The 15,959-nt window shown below is 69.3% G+C and carries 12 protein-coding genes; 2 read left to right on the forward strand and 10 right to left on the reverse strand.

The window, feature by feature from the left end; translation table 11 throughout:
* Positions 1-86: 86 nt before the first annotated feature.
* From lepA to rpoE, 4 genes are all read right to left on the reverse strand, one after another.
* Positions 87-1,895: a translation elongation factor 4 gene (lepA, locus tag M3M27_RS14065; RefSeq protein WP_140722327.1), complete on the reverse strand. Its 1,809-nt coding sequence runs from the start codon at positions 1,893-1,895 to the stop codon at positions 87-89.
* A gap of 182 nt (positions 1,896-2,077) precedes the next feature.
* The gene (locus tag M3M27_RS14070; protein ID WP_434026013.1) at positions 2,078-3,631 is read right to left on the reverse strand and encodes a DegQ family serine endoprotease; all 1,554 of its coding nucleotides are present in this window, start codon (positions 3,629-3,631) and stop codon (positions 2,078-2,080) included.
* Positions 3,632-3,733: 102 nt separating this feature from the next.
* On the reverse strand, positions 3,734-4,606 hold the full coding sequence (locus M3M27_RS14075) for a sigma-E factor negative regulatory protein (RefSeq protein WP_140722333.1): 873 nt from the start codon (positions 4,604-4,606) through the stop codon (positions 3,734-3,736).
* Positions 4,603-5,223, reverse strand: a complete 621-nt coding sequence (rpoE, locus tag M3M27_RS14080) for an RNA polymerase sigma factor RpoE (RefSeq protein WP_140722337.1) — start codon at positions 5,221-5,223, stop codon at positions 4,603-4,605. The genes M3M27_RS14075 and rpoE overlap by 4 nt, the downstream gene beginning before the upstream one ends.
* Before the next feature lie 235 nt (positions 5,224-5,458).
* On the opposite strand from rpoE, the gene M3M27_RS14085 reads away from it, so the two are divergent.
* A complete protein-coding gene (locus M3M27_RS14085; RefSeq protein WP_434026014.1) occupies positions 5,459-7,540 on the forward strand; it encodes a 3-hydroxyacyl-CoA dehydrogenase NAD-binding domain-containing protein in 2,082 nt (693 codons plus the stop codon).
* Positions 7,541-7,652: 112 nt separating this feature from the next.
* Here M3M27_RS14085 and M3M27_RS14090 read toward each other — a convergent pair whose 3' ends face one another.
* From M3M27_RS14090 to M3M27_RS14115, 6 genes are all read right to left on the reverse strand, one after another.
* Complete coding sequence (locus tag M3M27_RS14090; protein WP_434026015.1) at positions 7,653-8,663, reverse strand: cation diffusion facilitator family transporter; 1,011 nt, start codon at positions 8,661-8,663, stop codon at positions 7,653-7,655.
* Positions 8,664-8,780: 117 nt separating this feature from the next.
* Positions 8,781-9,668, reverse strand: coding sequence for a 3-hydroxyisobutyrate dehydrogenase (mmsB, locus tag M3M27_RS14095; RefSeq protein WP_434026016.1), 888 nt, complete (start codon positions 9,666-9,668; stop codon positions 8,781-8,783).
* Positions 9,669-9,741: 73 nt separating this feature from the next.
* A complete protein-coding gene (locus M3M27_RS14100) occupies positions 9,742-10,887 on the reverse strand; it encodes an enoyl-CoA hydratase/isomerase family protein (RefSeq protein ID WP_140722349.1) in 1,146 nt (381 codons plus the stop codon).
* On the reverse strand, positions 10,884-11,681 hold the full coding sequence (locus M3M27_RS14105) for an enoyl-CoA hydratase (protein WP_434026017.1): 798 nt from the start codon (positions 11,679-11,681) through the stop codon (positions 10,884-10,886). The genes M3M27_RS14100 and M3M27_RS14105 overlap by 4 nt, the downstream gene beginning before the upstream one ends.
* A complete protein-coding gene (locus M3M27_RS14110; protein WP_434026018.1) occupies positions 11,678-12,859 on the reverse strand; it encodes an acyl-CoA dehydrogenase family protein in 1,182 nt (393 codons plus the stop codon). The genes M3M27_RS14105 and M3M27_RS14110 overlap by 4 nt, the downstream gene beginning before the upstream one ends.
* Before the next feature lie 4 nt (positions 12,860-12,863).
* The gene (locus M3M27_RS14115; RefSeq protein ID WP_140722358.1) at positions 12,864-14,369 is read right to left on the reverse strand and encodes a CoA-acylating methylmalonate-semialdehyde dehydrogenase; all 1,506 of its coding nucleotides are present in this window, start codon (positions 14,367-14,369) and stop codon (positions 12,864-12,866) included.
* Positions 14,370-14,487: 118 nt separating this feature from the next.
* On the opposite strand from M3M27_RS14115, the gene M3M27_RS14120 reads away from it, so the two are divergent.
* Positions 14,488-15,870: a helix-turn-helix domain-containing protein gene (locus M3M27_RS14120; RefSeq protein ID WP_434026019.1), complete on the forward strand. Its 1,383-nt coding sequence runs from the start codon at positions 14,488-14,490 to the stop codon at positions 15,868-15,870.
* The last annotated feature ends 89 nt before the right edge of the window (positions 15,871-15,959 follow it).

Consider the following 15,959-nt stretch of genomic DNA (forward strand, 5'->3'; position numbering starts at 1 on the left):
GATTCGGGAGTCGGGATTGGGGATTAGCAAGAGCGGGGCCGGCTTGCGCCTTTGCCAATCCCGACTCCCGAATCCCTAATCCCGTTTCACTTGTTGTCCATCTGCAACACGGCCAGGAAGGCTTCCTGCGGGATCTCCACGCGGCCGACCTGCTTCATCCGCTTCTTGCCTTCCTTCTGTTTCTCCAGCAGCTTCTTCTTGCGCGAAACGTCGCCACCATAGCACTTGGCCAGCACGTTCTTGCGCATCGCCTTGACCGTGGTGCGGGCGATGATCTGCGAGCCGATCGCGGCCTGGATCGCGACGTCGAACATCTGCCGCGGGATCAGGTCCTTCATCTTCTCGCACAGCTCGCGGCCGCGCCGGTCGGCATGGCTGCGGTGCGCGATCAGCGACAGCGCATCGACCTTGTCGCCGTTGATCAGCACGTCCACGCGCACGAACGGGCCGGCGTCGAAGCGCACGAAGCTGTAGTCCAGCGAGGCGTAGCCGCGACTGACCGACTTGAGCTTGTCGAAGAAGTCCAGCACCACCTCGGCCATCGGCAGCTCGTAGCTGATCTGCACCTGGCTGCCGAGGTAGTTGATCCCCAGCTGGGTGCCGCGCTTTTCCTCGCACAGCTTGATGATGTTGCCGATGTACTCCTCGGGCGTGAGGATGTTGGCGCGGATGATCGGCTCGCGGATCTCCTCGACATGGTTCACCGGCGGCAGCTTGGCCGGGTTGTCCATCATCACGATCGAGCCGTCGGTCTTGAGCACCTCGTAGATCACCGTCGGCGCGGTGGTGATCAGGTCCAGGTCGTACTCGCGCTCCAGCCGCTCCTGCACGATTTCCATGTGCAGCATGCCGAGGAAGCCGCAGCGGAAGCCGAAGCCCATCGCCTCGGAGCTTTCCGGCTCGAAGCGCAGCGCCGCGTCGTTCAGGCGCAGCTTCTCCAGCGCCTCGCGCAGATCCGGGTAATCCTCGGCATCGACCGGGAACAGGCCGGCGAACACGCGCGGCTGCATTTCCTGGAAGCCGGGCAGCGGCTTGGGCGCCGGATCGCCGGCCAGGGTCAGGGTGTCGCCGACCGGCGCGCCGTGGACGTCCTTGATCGAGGCGGTGACCCAGCCCACCTCGCCTGCGGACAGCTTCGGCAGCACCTTGCGCTTGGGCGTGAACACGCCCACCGCGTCGACCTGGTGGTTGCGTCCGGTGGACATCACCAGCAGCTTGTCGCCGGGCTTAATCTCGCCCTGCATCACGCGCACCAGCGAGACCACGCCCAGGTAGTTGTCGAACCAGGAATCGATGATCAGCGCCTGCAGCTTGTCGGTGTCGCGCGGCTGCGGCGGCGGGATGCGGTGGACGATGGCCTCGAGCACCTGCTCGACGTTCAGGCCGGTCTTGGCGCTGACCGCGACCGCGTCGGCGGCGTCGATGCCGATCACCGCCTCGATCTCGGCCTTGGCGCGCTCGGTGTCGGCGGTCGGCAGGTCGATCTTGTTGAGCACCGGGACCACTTCCAGGCCCTGCTCCACCGCGGTGTAGCAGTTGGCCACCGACTGCGCTTCCACGCCCTGGGCCGCATCGACCACCAGCAGCGCGCCTTCGCAGGCGGCCAGCGAGCGGCTGACCTCGTAGGAGAAGTCGACGTGCCCCGGGGTATCGATGAAGTTCAGGTGGTAGACCTGCCCGTCCCGCGCCTTGTAAGGCAGCGATACGGACTGGGCCTTGATGGTGATGCCGCGCTCGCGCTCGATCGGGTTGGAGTCGAGCACCTGCGCTTCCATCTCGCGGGCCTCGAGCCCGCCGCAGAGCTGGATGATGCGGTCAGCGAGCGTGGACTTGCCGTGGTCGACGTGGGCGATGATGGAGAAGTTGCGGATGTTCCGCATCGAATCGGATGACATGGAGGTGGGCGGCGGCGCAGCCGTCGTCAGGATAACGCCGCATTATCGCACGAGCGGCCCGGTGGCGCCCGCCCGGCCTGCCTGCAGGAGCGGGGCCGGCCGCGGCGGGGTCCGAGCGCCGTCCGCCGCAGCCGCTCCTGCGGCTGCGTGCCCGCCGCGGCCGCGGCGGGCACGGGGCGACATCAGCCGCCGGCCTTGATCGCCACGTAGCTGGTGGCCTGGCCGTTGGAGACCAGCAGCATCACCACGTCGCCCTTCTTGTAGCTGCCCAGCGCGCGATTCAGTTCGGCGACGCTCCCGACCGGGGTCCGGCCGACGCGCAGGATCGCCAGCCCCGGAGACAGCGGCGGCGTGGTGTTGCGGGCCTGGGAGCCGGTCACCGCGGCGATCCGCACGCCCTGCCCGGCCTCCAGCCCCAGCCGGCTGCGCTCGGCGGCGGTCATGTCCGCCACCTGCAGGCCGAGCAAGGCAATGCTGGCGGGCCCGGCCGAGGGGCCTTCGGCGGCGTCCTCGATGGACTTCGCCGGCCCCTTGCCATCGTCCAGCGCGGTCAACGTCACCGTCACCTCGCGCGGCTTGCCGTCGCGCAGGATGCCCAGGCGAACCTTCGTGCCCGGCGGCAGCAGGCCGATCATCGGCGGCAGGTCGCTCGCCGCGGCGATGTCCTTGCCGTTCACCGAACGGATCACGTCGCCGATCTCGACCCCGGCCTTGCCGGCGGGGCTGTCGGGCGGGAGCCCGTTGACCAGCGCGCCACGGCTGTCCGACAAGCCCAGCCCCTGTGCCTTGAGCGCATCGATCGGGCCGACCATCACGCCCAGCTGCCCGCGGGTCACGCGGCCGGTCGCCTTGATCTGCTCGGCCGCGCTGATCGCCAGGTCGATCGGGATCGCGAAGCTGATGCCCATGTAGCCGCCGGAGGCCGAGAATATCTGCGAGTTGATGCCGACCACCTCGCCGCGGGTATTCAGCAGCGGCCCGCCGGAATTGCCCTGGTTGATCGCCACGTCGGTCTGGATGAACGGCACGTAGCGCTGGTCGGCGTACGGATTGCTGCGCCCGGTGGCGCTGACGATGCCGGCGGTGACCGAATGATCCAGCCCGAACGGCGAGCCGATCGCGACCACCCACTGGCCGGCCTTGAGCGTATTGGAATCGCCGATGCGCACGGTCGGCAGGTTCTTGGCCTCGACCTTCAGCAGCGCCACGTCGTACTGCTCGTCGCTGCCGATCACCTTGGCCTTGAGCTCGCGGCCGTCGGACAGCTTCACCGTGACCTGGCTGGCGCCATCGATCACGTGGTGGTTGGTCAGCACGTAGCCGTCGGCGGAAATGATGAAGCCCGAGCCCATCGACTTGCCGGCGATATCGTCGTCATCGCCGCCGCCCTGGCCGCGGCGAGGCTGGCCCGGCATCGGGAAGTCCGGGCCGAAGAAACGGCGGAAGAACTCGGGGATCTGGTCGTCGTCCGGCAACTGCTGGCCGCGGCCGGAGCGGCGCATCATGTCCTTGCGCGTCACCGTGCTGTCGATGTTGACGACGCCGGGGCCGACCTGCTCGACCAGGTGGGTGAAGTCCGGCAACCCCGCCACCAGCTGTGGCGCCGGCGTCGTGCTGCGGTTCGTCGCGATCGGCGACGATGCGGGCGCCGGCGTCTCGGGCTGCTGGGCGCAGGCGGCCAGCGGCAGCGTCATCGCCAGCAGGCCGAACATCTGGTTGCGGATACGGGGATTCATCGGGGCATGCCTCCAATGGCAACAGTCGCAGACAAAGGGGTGCTCATGACCCACGCGGCGCGTGGGCGGCTCGGGATGCAACGGAGTGGACCGGAATCGCGGTTATGGCTGCGGCAACGGCGGCTCGGAGGGCCCGTTGACCGCCGGCTGCGCCGGCAGCCGCGGCTCGAACGGATAGAACGCCGTACCCGCCTGCGGTCGCGCGAAACTGGCATTGAGCGCGCCATCGCCGGAGATCACCGAACGCGGCCACGGCTTGGCCTGCAGGGTCGATGGATGCGCAAACGGATTGGCCGCGACCGGCAAGGGCTCCGTACCCGTCGCGAGGACAGGCGCCACCTGGGGCGTCGCCGCGGCGATCCGGCGTTCCGGCTCCTGCGCCCGCGCCGCCACGCTGCGCGCGGCCTGCTGGTTGCGCGTGGCGCCGCCGTTGCGCCGCTGCGCCGCCGCGTCCTGGCGCCGGGCCGAGGCCAACGCGACCGCCGGCACCGCGGCCACCGCATCGGCCAGCGTGCCATCGGGAGCGGCCGGTGCGGCCGGGCTGGCCGGCATCTGCGCCGTCGTGGCGACCACCTTCACCGGCTCGGCGGCCGGGGCGGCCTCGTCGGGCAGTCGTTCGCGCGCCATGAACAGCGCCAGCGCCGCCACCGATGCGGCGATCGCCGCACCGCCGCCCCAGCGCCAGCCGGGACGGGCCTTGCGACCGGCATCCGCCAGCGGCAGGGGTTCGGCCGCCACCGCCGCGCGCACCCGCGCGGCGAATTCGGCCGGGGCCGGCGCGCAGGCCGCGCCGCGCAGCACATCGCCGAGCAACTGCCAGCGCTCGTGGCAACCGGACAGCTCCTCGTCGTGTTCCAGGCGGCGCAGCAGGAAACGGCTCTCGTCCGCCGCCAGCTCGCCATCGATCAGCGCGGACAACTGCTGCCGGTAATGGATTTCGAACTTGTCGTTGGTCATGGACGGGTTATGGCTCATACACGATGTCGCTCACGGGTCGCACTGACGGTTTCGAGCAGGGGACGCAGCTCGGCATCGATGGCTTCGCGCGCCCGGAAGATGCGCGAACGCACCGTACCGATCGGGCACCCCATCTTCTGCGCGATGTCCTCGTAACTCATGCCCTCCACCTCGCGCAGGGTGATCGCCTCGCGCAATTCCTCGGGCAAGGCTTGGACCGCGCGCATCACGGTTTGTTCCAGCTCCTGACGCATCAGTTCATGCTCCGGGGTGTCGCTGTCGCGCAACCGCGCCGCTCCGTCGAACTGCTCGGCATCGGCGACGTCGATGTCGTCGGTGGGCGGGCGGCGGTTGTGCGCGACCAGGTGGTTCTTGGCGGTGTTCACGGCGATACGGTGCAACCATGTATAGAACTGGCTGTCGCCCCGGAAGTTCCCGATCGCGCGGTAGGCGCGGATGAAGGTTTCCTGGGCCACGTCCTGGCACTCGCTCCAGTCGGCGATGTAGCGCCCGATGAGGGCGACGATCCGGTGCTGGTACTTGCGCACCAGCACGTCGAAAGCCGCACTCTCGCCGCGCTGCACGCGCCGGACCAGTTCCAGGTCCAGCTCCTGTGGTGTTTCGACTTCGGCCATGTCGGGCCGCACTCCTGTCGCCCGAACGAGGTCGGGCGTTGTGACCGCTGTTGGATGGAAAAGTTCAGTCGCCCGCCAGCGGCGACCGTCCCAAGGTTAACGGGCGTTACGGAAGCCTGGGAAATATCCGGCCCCGCCGCGCGCACGCTTCCCTACCCCTTATGGGATTTGACGTGAAGGAAACAACCTCTGGATGATAACGGGCCTTTCCATACATATCCGGATGGACCGACCCATGCTCTCAGGCTTCGATGGGCTCCGATTCAGTCACTGGCAGGCCGAGATCCGCGACGACGGCGTCGTGGTGCTGAGCCTGGACCGCCAGGACGCGCCGGTCAACGCGTTTTCCCAGGACGTGCTGCTGGAACTGGGCGATATCCTCGAGCGTATCGCCATCGACCCGCCCAAGGGCGTGGTGATCCGTTCGGCCAAGGCGAATGGCTTCATCGCCGGCGCCGACCTGAAGGAATTCCAGGAATACGACCGCCGCGGCACGGTGGACGACGCGATCCGCCGCGGCCAGGCCGTGTTCCAGAAACTCGCCGAACTGCCCTGCCCGACCGTGGCCGCGATCCACGGCTTCTGCATGGGCGGCGGCACCGAGATCGCGCTGGCCTGCGACTACCGCATCGCCAGCGACGCCCCGTCCACCCGCATCGGCCTGCCGGAGACCAAGCTCGGCATCTTCCCGGGCTGGGGCGGCAGCGCGCGCCTGCCGCGCCTGGTCGGCGCGCCGGCGGCCATGGACCTGATGCTCACCGGTCGCACCGTCTCGGCCGGCGCCGCCCGGGCCATGGGGCTGGTCGACAAGGTGGCGCCCCCGGCGGTGCTGCTCGACGGCGCCATCGCGCTGGCGCTCTCCGGTTCGACGCGCCCGGTCAAGCAGCGCCTGCTCGGCTGGGCGACCAACACCTGGATCGCCCGCAAGATCCTCGCACCGCAGATGACCAAGCAGGTCGCGCGCAAGGCGAAGAAGGAACACTACCCGGCCCCCTACGCCCTGATCGGCACCTGGGAGCGCGCCGGCGGCAGCGGCATCCAGGCGCGCCTGGACGCGGAGCGCCGCGCGGTGGTCAAGCTCGCGGGCACCCCGACCGCACGCAACCTGATCCGCATCTTCTTCCTGACCGAACGCCTGAAGGGCCTGGGCGGCAAGGACGGCGGCGGCATGCCGTCGCCGGGCATCAAGCACGTGCACGTGATCGGCGCCGGCGTGATGGGCGGCGACATCGCGGCCTGGTCCGCCTACAAGGGCTTCGAGGTGACGCTGCAGGATCGCGAGCAGCGCTTCATCGACGGTGCGCTGTCGCGCGCGCAGGAGCTGTTCGCCAAGAAGGTCAAGGACGAGAGCAAGCGCCCCGCCGTGGCCGCAAGGCTGAAGAGCGACCTGGCCGGGGACGGCGTCGCGCAGGCCGACCTGGTGATCGAGGCGATCATCGAGAACCCGGAAGCCAAGCGCGAGCTGTACCAGTCCGTGGAGCCCCGCCTGAAGCCGGACGCGCTATTGACCACCAACACGTCCTCGATCCCGCTGGTCGAGCTGCGCGAACACATCGCGCGGCCCGGCCAGTTCGCGGGCCTGCACTACTTCAACCCGGTCGCGCTGATGCCGCTGGTGGAGATCGTCCAGCACGACGGCCTCGATCCGGCCAACGTCCAGCGCCTGGCCGCCTTCTGCAAGGCGCTGGACAAGTTCCCGGTGCCCGTGGCCGGCACCCCGGGCTTCCTCGTCAACCGCGTGCTGTTCCCGTACATGCTGGAGGCCGCCACCGCGTACGCCGAGGGCATCCCGGGCCCGGTGATCGACAAGGCCGCCGTGAAGTTCGGCATGCCGATGGGCCCGATCGAACTGATCGACACGGTGGGCCTGGACGTGGCCGCCGGCGTCGGCGAGGAACTGGCGCCGTTCCTGGGCCTGCAGATCCCGGCCGCGCTGCAGACCGTCGAGCCGGGCAAGCGCGGCAAGAAGGACGGCCAAGGCATCTACAAGTGGGAGAACGGCAAGCCCGTCAAACCCGAGGTGCCTGCCGACTACAAGGCCCCGGAGGACCTGGAAGACCGCTTGATCCTGCCGTTGCTCAACGAAGCCGTCGCCTGCCTGCACGAAGGCGTGGTCGCCGACGCCGACCTGCTCGATGCCGGCGTGATCTTCGGCACCGGCTTCGCCCCGTTCCGCGGCGGCCCGATCCAGCACATCCGCGCGACCGGCGCCGATGCACTGCTCGCCCGCCTGAAGGCCCTGCAAAGCCGCCACGGCGAACGCTTCGCGCCGAGGCCGGGCTGGGACTCGCCGGTGTTGCGCGAACCGGTGGTCTAGCGCATCGTGCATGCGTCATCCCGATAGGCGATGGCAGGTTCACCGGATTGGGCGAAACGAAAAACGGAGCCGCGGGGCTCCGTTTTTCGTTTCGCATCGGCAGACGCTTCCCCTATCGGTGCACGGGACCGTGATGCCCCTGGGCATCTGCTGCGCCATGCCCATGCCCATGCCCATGCCCATGCCCATGGTCGTGGTCGTGGTCGTGGTCGTGGCGATGTTCGCCGGGCCGGCCGACGCTGCAGGCATCGCCGCAGTGGTCCGCTTCGACCTGCAGGGTCACGTGGTCGATCTCGAAGCGCTCGTGCAGTCTCTGCCCGAGTTGGCGTCGCAGCAGGTCGGCATCGCCGCCCTCTGCCATCACCACGTGGGCGGTGAGCGCCGGCGTGCTCGAAGCCAGCGCCCATACATGCAGGTCATGCACGTCCAGCACCCGCTCGTGCGCGCACAGCTCCGCGCGGACGGCATCCAGGTCCACGCCCTTGGGCACGCCTTCGAGCAGCACGTTGATCGCTTCGCGCAGCAACACCCAGGTGCGGGGCAGCACCCACAGGCCGATCAGCACGGCAAGGATCGGGTCGATCACCTGCCAGCCAGTGAAGCGGATCAGCAGCGCGCCGATGATGACGGCCACCGAGCCGAGCATGTCGCTCCACACTTCCAGGTAGGCGCCCTTGACGTTCAGGCTTTCGCCGCTGCCGGCCTGCAATAGCCGCATCGCGATGAGGTTGACCACCAGGCCCAGCGCGGCGATGAGCAGCATGCCGGTGGAAGCGATCGGCTGCGGCTCGCGGAAGCGCTGCACCGCCTCCCAAAGAATGTAGGCGCCCACCGCGAACAGCAGCGCGCCGTTGGCCAAGGCGCCAAGCGCTTCCAGGCGGGCGTAGCCGTAGGTGCGGCGCGCATCGGGCGGGCGGCGGCTCAGCCGCACCGCGAGCAGCGCGATCATCAAGCCCAGCGTGTCGGTCGCCATGTGCGCCGCGTCGGAGAGCAAGGCCAGGCTGTTGGTGATGAACGCGCCGGCGATCTCGGCCGCCATGAAGCCGCCGGTCAGGCCCAGCGCCCACCAGAGCGGCTTCTCGTGGCGGATCGTGCTCGGCGCGTGGTTGTGGTCGTGTCCCATCGTCTTGGCCCTGCTGGATGCGCGCACCTTATGCGCAGCCGCGAGCGGAGACTATTACACCCACGATGCCCGGCTCGGGCATCGATGCATGTCCCGGGCCGGGCAGGCACGGCCCGTCTACGGGGACGCCACCAGCTTGACCACGCTGGAGAAGTCCAGCTTGCCGTTGCCGGCACGGCTGTTCATGGCGTAGAGGTTGCGCGCCAGCTCGCCGAGCGGGATCGAAGCGCCGGTGCTCATCGCCGCTTCGACCGCCAAACCCAGGTCCTTGAGCATCAGGTCGTTGCCGAAACCGCCGCTGTAGCCGCGCGAAGCCGGCGCATTCTCGAGCACGCCCGGCCACGGGTTGCACACCTCGGTGGCCCAGCTGCGGCCGGTGCTGACCGCCATCATCTGCGACAGCACCTTGGGATCGAGCCCGTGCGCGACGCCCAGTGCGATCGCCTCGCCGGTCACCGCCATGATCACGCCCAGCGCCATGTTGTTGCACAGCTTGGCGACCTGCCCGGCGCCGCTGTCGCCGACATGGAAGATGTTCTTGCCCATGGATTGCAGGACCGGGCGCGCGCGCTCCAGCGCGGAGGCCTCGCCCCCGACGATGAACGTCAGCGTGCCGGCAGCGGCGCCGGCGGTACCTCCCGAGACCGGGGCGTCGATCATCTGCAGGCCGCGCGCCTGGGCGGCGGCGGCAACCTTGCGGGCGGTCGCAGGCGCGATGGTGCTGCAGTCGATCACCAGCGCACCGGCGGGAATGCCCGCGAGAATGCCATCGTCGCCCAGGTAGAGGCCCTCGACGTGGCGGCTGGCCGGCAGCATCGAGATCACCACCTCGGCGCCTTCCAGCGTGGCCTGCGCCGAACCGGCGGCCGATGCGCCCGCGGCGACCGCAGCGTCCAGCGCGGCCGGCACCAGATCGTAGGCATGCACCGCATGGCCGGCCTTGACGAGATTGGCGGCCATGGGGCCGCCCATGTTGCCCAGTCCGATGAAAGCGATACGGCTCATTGGTTCAGCCCTCCTGATAGGTGATGTCAGTTTGCCGGTTGCGGAAGCGGCTGGCTGCCGCCGGCACCGGCCTCTACGCCAGGTCGGCCAGCGGATGCTTCGCTGCCGGCCATGGCGCCTCGAAGAAACGCGCGGCCCAATGTTCGTCGGCCTCGGCGAGCGTGGCCGGGTTCCAGCGCGGCTGGCGATCCTTGTCGATCAGCAACGCACGGATGCCTTCGGCGAAGTCGCCATGCGCCGCCGCGTGCAGCGCCACGACGTATTCGACGCGGAAGGTGTCGGCCAGATCGTCGGTGGCCGCGTTGTGCTGCAGCGCCCAGGCCAATCGCGCCGAACCGGGGGCGCCTGCGCGCAACGTGGCGCGGGCCGCCTGCAACCACGCATCCTCGTCGTCGATCGCTTCGATCGCGGCAACGACGTCCTCCAGGACCGGCCGCGCCACGATCCGCGCGATCAGGTCGGCATGGGCCTGCAGCGGACCGGGCTCGGGCGAATGGGCGATGCCATCCAGGAATTGCGAGAGTTGCGCGTGGTCCAAGGCGGCATCGCCGCTCCAGTCCAGCATGCGCAAGCCATCGAGCACGTCCGCGTGCCGCTGGCTGTCCACGCACGCGTCGGCCAGGCCCGCGTAGATCGCATCGCCCGCATTCAACGGCGCGCCGGTCAGCGCGAGGAACAGGCCGGCGCCCCGCGGCACGCGACGCATCAGCCAGCTGCCGCCGACATCGGGAAACAGGCCGATGCCGATCTCGGGGAAGGCCAGCTTCGACCGCTCGGTCACCACGCGATGGCTGGCGCCGGACATCAGGCCGATGCCGCCGCCCATCACGATGCCGTGTCCCCAGCACAGGATGGGCTTGGCATAGGTGTGGATGCGGTAGTCGAGCCGGTACTCCTCCGCGAAGAAAGCGGCCGCATAACGGTTGGCGCCGACATCGGTCGCGCCCGAGTCGCGGAACTCGCGCATGCTGCGATACAACCCGTGCAGATCGCCGCCGGCACAGAACGCCTTTTCTCCGGCGCCCTGCAACACCACGCAGGCGATGCGCGCGTCGTCCTGCCAGCGCCGCAACTGCGCATCGAGCAGGCGGGTCATCTCGAGCGACAACCCGTTGAGCGACTTGGGCGCGTTCAGCGTGGCGATGCCGATACGCCGCCCATTGTCCGCCTCGCGCTCTTCGAAAAGAACGGGCGCCTGCGCGTCGTGCGGGGCGTTCATGCGTTCTTCCATCGCGGACTGCGCTTTTCCAGGAAGGCGGCGACGCCTTCGACCTGGTCGGCGGTATCGAACAGGTCGACGAACGCCTCCCGCTCGGCCACCAGCGCCGCGGCATGGGTGCCGGTGCGGGTGGCCTGCACGAGCCTCTTGCAGGCCGCCACGCTCGATGGGCTCTGCTTCTCCGCGCGATGCGCCCATTCGATCGCACGCGCCTTCGCCTCGCCCTTGCCCACCACGTCCTCGACCAGGCCGATGCGCAGCGCGGTCGCCGCATCGACGCGCTCGCCGAGCAGGATCATGCGCTTGGCCCAGCCCTCGCCCACCAGGCGCGGCAGGTTCTGGGTGCCGCCGGCGCACGGCAGCAATCCCACCGTCGCCTCCGGCAGCGCCATCTGCGCGTGTTCCTCGGCGATGCGCAGGTCGCAGGCCAGCGCGCATTCCAGCCCGCCGCCCATCGCATAGCCGTTGATCGCGGCGATCGATACGCCACGGAACGCGCTCAAGGCCTCGAAGGCCTCGCCGAACCTGCGCGCCGCCTCGCGCGCGGCCGCCTTGTCGCCCGAAGCGAACTGCTTGAGGTCGGCCCCCGCCGAGAAGAACTTCTCGCCGTCGCCGACGATCACCAGCGCATAGACGTCGCGATCCGCATCCAGCGCCTTCACCAGGTCGCGCAAGGCCGCGAGGCTGTGCACGGTCCAGGTATTGGCCGGAGGGTTGCTCAGCGTGACGACCGCCACGTGGCCATTGCGCTCGACCTCCAGGCCCGCGAACCCGCGTTGCGACCAGTCGCTCATCGCAGTTCCTCCTCGGTGTTGAGCAGGTGGCGCGCGACGATCATGCGCATCACCTCGTTGGTGCCTTCCAGGATGCGATGCACGCGCGAATCGCGCAGCAGGCGCTCGACCGGGTACTCGCGGATGTAGCCGTAGCCGCCATGGATCTGCAAGGCTTCGTCGCAGATCGCGAAGCCGGCATCGGTGGCGAAGCGCTTGGCCATCGCGCACCACACGGTGGCATCGCGCGCGCCGGCGTCGAGCTTGCGCGCGGCCGCATGCACCATCTGGCGCGCCGCCACCAATTGCGTCGCCATGTCGGCGAGCTTGAACTGCAACGCCTGGAAATCGGCCAGCTTCCTGCCGAACTGGCGGCGTTCGCCCATGTAGCGGCGCGCCGCGTCGAGCGCGCCCTGTGCGGCGCCGAGCGAGCACGCGGCGATGTTGATGCGGCCGCCATCGAGCGCCTTCATCGCCAGCTTGAAGCCCTCGCCCTCCCTGCCCAGCAGGTTCTGCGCCGGAATGCGCACGCCTTCGAAACTGATGCCGCGGGTGGGCTGGCTGTTCCAGCCCATCTTCTCCTCCTTGCGCGCATAGGCGATGCCGGCAGCGTCGGCCGGCACGACGAACGCGCTGATGCCGCGGGCGCCCTCCTCGCCCGTGCGCGCCATCACCACCAGCACGTCGGTGGCCCCGGCGCCCGAAATGAACGCCTTGCTGCCGTCGAGCACGTACTCGTCGCCGTCGCGCACCGCGCGGGTCTTGAGCGAGGCGGCATCGGAACCGGCGCCCGGCTCGGTCAGGCAGTACGAGGCCAGCTTCTCGCCGCTGGCCAGCAACGGTCCCCAGTGCTGGCGTACCGGGTCCTGGGCGAAGCTGGCGATCAGCCAGGTCGCCATGTTGTGGATGCTGAAGAACGCCGAGGTCGAAGGATCGACCACCGCCATTTCCTCGAACACGATGGCGGCATCCAGACGCTTCATGCCCAGCCCGCCGTAAGCCTCGTCCGTGTAAAGACCGCAGAAGCCCAGCTCGGCGCCCTTGCGCAGCGCCTCGCGCGGGAACTCGCCTTCGGCGTCCCAGCGCGCGGCGTGCGGCGCCAGTTCCTTCATGGCGAAGTCGCGCGCGGCCTCGCGGAAGGCCTGCTGCTCCTCGCTGGGTTCGGTGGTGTCGTACGGCATCTGCATGGCGGCGTTCATGGCATCACTTCAGGTTGATCGTGGTGTTGACGCCGTGGCCTAGCGTCTCGTCGTCGAACCAGCGCGCGGTCACGGTCTTGGTCTGCGTGTAGAAGGTGACGACCTGCTTGCCGTACGGGCCGAGGTCGCCGAGCTTGGAGGCACGCGAACCGGTGAACGAGAACAGCGGCACCGGCACCGGGATCGGCACGTTGATGCCGACCTGGCCGACGTCGATGTCTTCCTGGAACCTGCGCGCGGCCGCGCCGGACTGGGTGAAGACCGCGGTGCCGTTGCCGTTGGGGTTGGCGTTGACCAGGGCGATGGCCTCGTCGAGCGTCTCCGCCTCCAGGATCACCAGCACCGGCCCGAAGATCTCCTCGTCGTAGATCCGCATGCCCGGCTTGACGCCGGAGAAGATCGTCGGGCCGACGAAATTGCCCTTCTCGTAGCCGGCCACCGCCGGATTCCGGCCGTCCAGCTCGAGCTTCGCGCCCTGCTCCACGCCGGAGGCGATCAGCCCCTCCACGCGCTCGCGCGCGGCGCAGGAGATCAGCGGGCCGACATCGGTGCCGGCCTCGGTGCCGGCGTTGACCTTGAGCGTCTTCGCCTTGGCGACCAGGTCGGGGATCCATGCACGCGCTTCGCCGACCAGCACCAGGGTCGAGGCCGCCATGCAGCGCTGCCCGGCCGCGCCGAACGCCGCGCCCACCATCGCGTTGAGGGTTTGCTCCTTGTTGGCGTCGGGCAGCACCACGGCATGGTTCTTGGCGCCCATCATGCACTGCACGCGCTTGCCGGCCAGCGAGGCGCGTTGGTAGACGTGGGTGCCGACCTTGGTGGAACCGACGAACGAGACCGCCTTGATGTCCGGGTGGTCGCAGATCGCGTTGACCACGTCCGGGCCGCCATGCACCACGTTGAGCACGCCCTTGGGAATGCCTGCTTCCAGCGCCAGCTCGACCAGGCGCATCGTCACCAGCGGGTCCTGCTCGGACGGCTTGAGCACGAAGGTGTTGCCGGTGGCGATCGCCATCGGGAACATCCACAGCGGGATCATCGCGGGGAAGTTGAACGGCGTGATGCCGGCGCATACGCCCAGCGGCTGCAGCAGCGTATAGGTGTCCACGCCGGTGGCGACGTTGTTGGCCAACTCGCCCATCTGCAGCGTGCCGATGTTGGCCGCGTGCTCGACCACTTCCAGGCCGCGGAACACGTCGCCCTCGGCATCCGGCAGGGTCTTGCCCTGCTCGGCGGTCAGCAGCGCCGCCAGCTCCTTCATGTTCTCGCGGATCAGCTGCTGGTACTTGAGGAAGATGCGGGCGCGGGCGCCGATCGGGGTCTTGCGCCAGGTCCGGAAGGCCGCCTTCGCCGCAGCCACCGCGGCATCGACCTCGGCCGAGGTGGCGAACGGCACCTTCGCGAGGACCTGCTGGGTGGCGGGATTGACCACGTCCTTCCAGTCGGCGGTCGTGGACTCGACGAACTCGCCGTCGATCAGCAAGGGGACACGGGAAGCGGAGTCGCTCATGGCGGGGGACCTGGATGTGAAGAACATTCGCATTGTTCGCATCCCGGACGCCAATTTCATCCTTGAATCTGCTTAATCGCGCTAAGATCGGCACGAGATCTTGCGAATATTGCGAATCATGAGCCAAGCCCATCGCCAGCTCGGCCTGCGCCTGCAGCGCCTGCGCCGCCTCCATGGGCTGACCCAGGCCGAGCTGGCGCGGCGCCTGCAGCTCTCCCCCAGCTACCTGAACCAGATCGAGCGCAACCAGCGGCCGCTGACGCTGGACGTGCAGCGGCGCCTGCAGGAGGTGCTCGGCGACATCGGCGACTTGCTCGACGCAGGCGATCCCGGCGCCCTGGTCGAACCGCTCGACCGGACGTTGCGCGCGCTCGGCCGCGGCAACCTGTCCACCAGCGAGCTGCGCCTGCTGGCCGGCAGCCTGCCGCAGGTCGCCCACGCCCTGCTCGACCTGCACCGGCAGCACCGCCACCTGCACGAACGCGCCGCCGCGCTCGAGCTGCAGCTGGGCAACGCCCAGGCCGCCGCGCCGCTGCTGCCGCCGGGCGACCAGGTCCGCGACTACTTCAACCGCGTGCAGAACCACATCGCCGAACTGGACGACAGCGCCGAAGCGCTCTACGCCGAGCTGGGCCTGACCCCGGCCAGCCTGGTCGGCCGGCTACGCCAGCGCCTGGCCGACCGCCACGGCATCGTCGTGGAAACGACCGAGGCGCCATTGCCCAACGCCAAGCGCGAACTCGATCCGGCGCACCGCACGCTGTGGCTGGCCGCCCATCTCAAGCCCGGCCAGCAGGCGTTCCAGATGGCGGCGCAGCTGGCCTTGCTGGAACACGCATCGCTGCTCGACGCGCGCATCGCCGACGCCGGCTTCGACGACCCCGGGCGTGCCGCGTTGATGCGGATCGGCCTGTCCAACTACTTCGCCGGCGCCTTGGTCATGCCCTACGGCGAGTTCCTGCGCAGCGCGCGGGAATCCCGCTACGACATCGACTGGCTGGCGCATCGTTTCGGCGTCGGCTTCGAAGCGGTCTGCCATCGCCTGAGCACGCTGCAACGGCGCGGCCATGCGGGCCTGCCGATCTTCCTGCTGCGCGTGGACCGCGCCGGCAACGTCTCCAAGCGCCACTCGTCCACCGATTTCCACTTCTCGCACGTGGGCGGTTCCTGCCCGCTGTGGATCGTCTACGAAGCCTTCAACCAGCCCGGCCGCATCCTCACCCAGATCGCGCGCATGCCGGACGGGCGCGCCTATTTCTGGCTGGCGCGGCAGGTCAGCAGCGGCGAGCCGGGCTACGGGCGGCCACGCAAGACCTTCGCCCTCGCGGTCGGCTGCGACCTGCGCCACGCCGACCAGTGGATCTACTCGCGCGGCTGGGACCTGAAAGCGCTGGACGACGCGGTACCGATCGGCCCCGGCTGCCTCACCTGCGAACGCGAGGACTGCGTGCAGCGCGCGTTCCCGAGCCTGCTGCATCCCAGGACGTCGCGCGGCGGGTGAACCCGGCGCCGCGGTCGCTGCGACTCCCCGTGGTGCTTCGACCCATCCGGCGGCGGGCCGGTCCGCCCGGCCTCGGCCGTCCGCTGGGC

Source organism: Xanthomonas boreopolis (assembly GCF_046529185.1).
Lineage (GTDB): Bacteria > Pseudomonadota > Gammaproteobacteria > Xanthomonadales > Xanthomonadaceae > Pseudomonas_S > Pseudomonas_S boreopolis.

What these genes read in the sequence shown, in the direction of transcription:
- lepA (WP_140722327.1), bottom strand. Translation starts at nt 1,895, where the DNA reads ATGTCATCCGATTCGATGCGGAACATCCGCAACTTCTCCATCATCGCC.
- M3M27_RS14070 (WP_434026013.1), bottom strand. Translation starts at nt 3,631, where the DNA reads ATGAATCCCCGTATCCGCAACCAGATGTTCGGCCTGCTGGCGATGACG.
- M3M27_RS14075 (WP_140722333.1), bottom strand. Translation starts at nt 4,606, where the DNA reads ATGAGCCATAACCCGTCCATGACCAACGACAAGTTCGAAATCCATTAC.
- rpoE (WP_140722337.1), bottom strand. Translation starts at nt 5,223, where the DNA reads ATGGCCGAAGTCGAAACACCACAGGAGCTGGACCTGGAACTGGTCCGG.
- M3M27_RS14085 (WP_434026014.1), top strand. Translation starts at nt 5,459, where the DNA reads ATGCTCTCAGGCTTCGATGGGCTCCGATTCAGTCACTGGCAGGCCGAG.
- M3M27_RS14090 (WP_434026015.1), bottom strand. Translation starts at nt 8,663, where the DNA reads ATGGGACACGACCACAACCACGCGCCGAGCACGATCCGCCACGAGAAG.
- mmsB (WP_434026016.1), bottom strand. Translation starts at nt 9,668, where the DNA reads ATGAGCCGTATCGCTTTCATCGGACTGGGCAACATGGGCGGCCCCATG.
- M3M27_RS14100 (WP_140722349.1), bottom strand. Translation starts at nt 10,887, where the DNA reads ATGAACGCCCCGCACGACGCGCAGGCGCCCGTTCTTTTCGAAGAGCGC.
- M3M27_RS14105 (WP_434026017.1), bottom strand. Translation starts at nt 11,681, where the DNA reads ATGAGCGACTGGTCGCAACGCGGGTTCGCGGGCCTGGAGGTCGAGCGC.
- M3M27_RS14110 (WP_434026018.1), bottom strand. Translation starts at nt 12,859, where the DNA reads ATGAACGCCGCCATGCAGATGCCGTACGACACCACCGAACCCAGCGAG.
- M3M27_RS14115 (WP_140722358.1), bottom strand. Translation starts at nt 14,369, where the DNA reads ATGAGCGACTCCGCTTCCCGTGTCCCCTTGCTGATCGACGGCGAGTTC.
- M3M27_RS14120 (WP_434026019.1), top strand. Translation starts at nt 14,488, where the DNA reads ATGAGCCAAGCCCATCGCCAGCTCGGCCTGCGCCTGCAGCGCCTGCGC.